Consider the following 5,176-nt stretch of genomic DNA (forward strand, 5'->3'; position numbering starts at 1 on the left):
GTCCAATAAATTTACCTTGGTTAATAATTGGTACACAAAGTATAGATTTTGGTTGTTTACTAATTATATATGGGTCAGTACTGAAATGCGGTTCTGATGTTGCATCGCTTAATACCAAACCTTCTCGGCTTTGAGTCCGCGCGACATAATTGATTATAGATAAAGGTAATATATCACCGTTTTCTGCTGGAGTTGATAATCCCACAACTACTTTATCGTTGTCAACTGCGCCTGAAGCTTCTATCAAAAGCTTGCCATCTTTTTCTAAAATAAGTAATCCAGTTTGGGCACCTGCATTTTCTATTGAAATTCGCATTAGTTTTTCTAGCAGCTTTTCTAGATTAGTTTCACTAGAGATAACTTGAGAAGCTTTAATAATTGTTTCTAAATCTAATATTTCAGAACCACTAAAAGTTGTTGTAGTGGTTGTCTTAGTATTATCCATATCACGTTTTTGATGATAAATCCTGTAAATATTAGGATATTTACTATTTAAATCATCTAACTTGGCTGTTGCTCCCCAACGTTCGTAACAATAGTATGCTTCGATTAAATAATTATAAGCTATTTTGTCTCGACTGAGCGAAAAGTAAAATTCAGCCGCTAGTTCATTTGCTAATGCTTCTTCTTGAAGATATTCTTGTTCTTTTGCACCTGATACTGCACAGTCGTAATATTCCATTGCAGTTAAATTATCCCTCAAAACGCGCGCTGTTTCGGCTTGAACTAAATAGTATTTATGCAAAAAGTTGCACGGAGCGTGGTTTGCCCAGTTCTGCATTAGCTCTTGATTTTTTGTAACCTGCTTCAAGTATTGTTTTTGTTCAAGTTCATTTACGCTCTTATACTTAGCCAACAGCGCTAAAGAAGAATAAAAATTAGATTCGGCAACGTAAAGAGTACCAACGACTCCATCAAGTTGAGTTGCAGCATGTGAAGCATTCTCAATAGCTTTATCGTAGTCTTTAAATAAATAAAATAATATAAGCTTCAATAAGTAGAAACACAATATTAGTATTTTCGAGTCGTTTTTAGCTATCACTGGTTGCATAGATTCTTCATTAAAGACTTTACCAGTGAGAATACATGGATTTTCCGCGTAACCCGATAAATTCAATGCTGCTTGCTGACCCAGTTTTATATAAACATCTATAAATTCCTGTTGAATTTTATCTAGCAATGTCTCATATATTATATACTCCTGATTAACGGTCTCTAGATTTTCTCCACTAAACAACAAATATAAACAGTACTCAGCACTGCCATACCCCAAATATTCAGCGTTTCCCGTTTCCAAACCAGTTTTGATAGCAATGGAGAAATTTTTCATTGTTTCACGCACTGGTTCTTTCCAAGGTTGAATATGGCTAGCAAAAACCTTGTAGACTGGACAAGCAATGGGTTCTTTTGGAAACAACTGTAAAACTTTTAAAGATAAACATCCAAATTCATAACCGACATTGATATTATTTAAATTTCCACACAAAAGTAACCCATGTAAGCAATAACCATAAGCTGAATCAGATGTATTACCATAATTAACTGATAAACTTACTATCAGTAAAATAACTGGTAGCAAAAGCTCTGGTTTATAAAAGTAAACTGGTGGTATAATCGTAACTAATATATTTATTGCTTTAATTTTAAAAGCATCGGTCATTATTGGTAGATTTATCAAGTTAGCAATTTGGTTAGTAGCCAAAGTGAATGAACTTAATTGTTCTGATATTTGACTGGCGCCTTGTGATGTGGGTAAAGGATTTTCCAGTAGTTCTAATGCTAGTATTCCTGTATTGACGGCAGACGCAAAGTCACCTTGACTAGTGTGGAAGTGTATTTGATGTTTGTAGATAGTTGTTTTGTCTAAAGCTGTGTTTGCATGTTCTAAAGCCACATCAATTAAAGTTTTAGCTTCAATGTAGTTAGCACTTATATATTCAACCTCGATTGCTATATTATAAAGAGAAAAGCTCCAATCATATTGATTGTTCCAACTATCTGGAGTCAACATCGACAGCGCTATCCGTAAATATTTTACCGCTGCATCGTAAGCAATAGAATTTTTAGCTTTTTGCCCAGCAATAAAATTAAGTTCAGCTAATCTTTGTCGCTCTATTTGACTCGTAATTAATTCAATTCCAATATTAATTTGATTAACAATATCAAAAAGATTAGCTTCAATTTCATCAGCTTGAGTATTTTCTAATAATAATCTGCCAATTTTAAGGTGAACTTCTTTTTTCTCTTCTTCTGGAATTATTGCATAAGCAGCTTGTTGTACTCGGTCATGTAAAAACTTGTAGTTAATCTTTAAAGTTTGAAGTTGTTCAAATTTATCAAATTGTTTTACATATTCTGACTGTAACAATACAGGAATTTTGTAAGTATCACTTAAAGGTATAATTAAACCTGCTTGCGAAGCTCTCAAAATATCTTTTGCTGTATCGTAAAGAGATTTTTCATTTACAATAGACAAAACATTTAAATCAAATCTATTTCCAATACAAGCAGCTAAGGTTAAAACTTTTTGTGTATCCGCGTCGAGCTTTTGAATTTTCTTAATCATCAGTTCAACAACATTATCCGTTATTGACATTTCTTGAAGTCGATTAATATCCCACTGCCAGACATTTAATTTAAAATCAAAGTATAATAAATTTTCTTCATACAAAGACTTTAATAGTTGATTTAAGAAAAAAGGATTGCCGTTTGTCTTAACTTGCAGTAGTTTTGCTAAAGGTTTACTAGTATTAGTATTATGTAGTGTTTCAGCAACTAATTGATTAATGTTATCTTGACTTAAAGAACTTAAAGTGATAGTACTAATTGTATTACAGGAGTCGTTTTCTTTCAAATACGACTTGATATCATCTAAAGTTAACATTAATGGGTGAGTAGAATTGACTTCATTATCTCGATATGCACCAATTAATAATAAATAACTACTAATGGGGTCAGTCATGAGTAAATGAATCAATTTTAACGAAGCAGAATCAGCCCATTGTAAATCATCCAAAAAAATAGTTAAAGGGTGTTCACTAGTTGTAAAAACATTTATAAATTTTCTAAATATTAAATTAAATCGATTTTGAGACTCTGCAGCTTCTAGAACAGGTAAACTTTGCTGACTACCAATAATTAGCTCAACTTCCGGAATTATGTCAATTATAATTTGACCATTACCTTCTAACGCTTCTAAAAGTTTATATTTCCAATTGTTCAACCTCTCACTACTTTCTGTCAGCAGTTGCTGAATTAATTCTTGAAAAGCTTGAATTATACAGCTATAACTCATATTACGTTGGAATTGATCAAATTTTCCACTAATAAAATATCCGCGCGCTTCGACTATTGGTTTATGAACTTCGTTTACTAATGCTGATTTACCAATTCCTGAATAACCTGCAACTAAAACCATTTCAGCCCTTCGGGCATAACCTTCAGTATCAGTGCTTCCTCGTTGAACACGGTAAAAAGCACTTATTAAAGTTGCTATCTCGCTGTCTCGTCCATAAAGTTTTTGTGGAATTTGCAGTTTATTTATAAATTCTTGCTGACCAATTCGGAAATTAATTATATTACCTTGATTTACCAACTGAGTTAGACATTCTTTTAAATCAGCTTTGAGTCCCCAAGCGCTTTGATATCGGTCTTCGGGTATTTTAGCCATTAGTTTCATGACGATATCAGAAACAACTAACGGAACTTTTGGATTTACTAAATGGGGTGGAGTGGGTATCTTCGCAATATGACAATGAATTAATTCAATATGGTCTGTTCCAGAATAAGGTAAATTTCCAGTTAACATTTCATAAAAAGTTACACCCAAAGAATATAAGTCTGTGCGGTAATCTACATCCCGGTTCATTCGTCCTGTTTGCTCTGGAGAAATATAAGCTAACGTTCCACATAATTGATTAATACCTTCACTTCTTCCTTTTTCTTTTGATAAGTATGTAGCAATGCCAAAGTCAGTGATTTTAATTACTTTTTTTTCAATATTAACAATCAGATTTTCTGGTTTAATATCATTATGAATAATATTATTTATATGCAGATGACCTAGAGCTTCTGCTAACTGAATACCTAAATGCAGAAAACTTGATAATTCAAGCTTGGCGCCAGTCATGACTTCAGCAAGTGACGTTCCACCAAAATCTTCTAAAATCAAAGCAATTCCATTTCCATATGTTACCAGCGTTTCAGCTTTTACAACTCCATCAATATCCAGACTTCGCGCTATCTGATATTCTTGCGTGATTTGAGCAATATCTTTTAAAGAAGGATAATCTGTCCTCAAACTTTTAATGATAATAGGCTTTTTATCTTTTTGTCTTCGTCCGCGATACACTACTGTTTTTGAATGTGCATAAATCTGTGTTTCGATATCGTAACCAGGAATTTTCACCATCATTTGACTAATTATTGTACTCACTGAAAATTATTATATTATTCTTGGCTCAAATAATATATTGTCACAAATAATACTTAGAACTTAGGGTATATATTGAGGCATCCTACCATCAATATATAATTTAATTAAATATATACCTATAAAGTTATTTTGTATTGTAATGATTTGAACCTTGGAGTTTATGAGTAAGCAATGTTAGGTTGGCTTACATGGACAGGCGAGACGCCTATCCTACGAGATTAAAAAAAAATTCATGAAAATAGCTGTTATTGGCGCCAAGGGATTACCACCATTACAGGGAGGTGTCGAACATTACTGTGCAGAATTATATCCTCGCATTGTCGAGCAGGGGCATTCGGTAGATTTGTTCGCACGCAGTTCTTATACATATTCTTGCGGTCAATCATATAACTACCAAGGTGTACAAATCAAGAATTTACCTGGGTTGGGAGTCAAAGGTGGAGATGCTTTTGTTGCTTCAGCTTTAGGAGTTATTGCGGCATCAGGCAAGCACTACGATATCATTCATTTTCATGCGCTAGGTCCTTCATTATTTACTGCCTTATCTTCTGTGATGTCGCAAGCAAAGATTGTTGTAACTTGTCACGGTTTAGATTGGCAGCGTAGCAAGTGGGGAAAGATTTCCAAACAGATTATCCTTTCTGGAGAAAAAACTGCGGTACGATTTGCAGACCGAATAATTGTTGTATCAGAAGCGCTCAAGTTACATTTTCAGCAAACTTATAATCGCAAGACTATTTA

At 33.5% G+C, this 5,176-nt stretch carries 2 protein-coding genes; one reads left to right on the top strand and one right to left on the bottom strand.

What is annotated here, in order from left to right:
- The coding region (locus tag AC2JBO_RS42870; protein WP_496959714.1) for an AAA family ATPase at positions 1 to 4,435 on the bottom strand (4,435 nt) is incomplete at its 3' end.
- A gap of 232 nt (positions 4,436 to 4,667) precedes the next feature.
- Here AC2JBO_RS42870 and AC2JBO_RS42875 point away from each other — a divergent pair.
- Positions 4,668 to 5,176 (top strand): glycosyltransferase family 4 protein (locus AC2JBO_RS42875; RefSeq protein WP_496959715.1); only part of this gene is annotated, 509 nt, incomplete at its 3' end.

The sequence above is a fragment of the Calothrix sp. CBUCES-K 9914 genome (assembly GCF_059640475.1).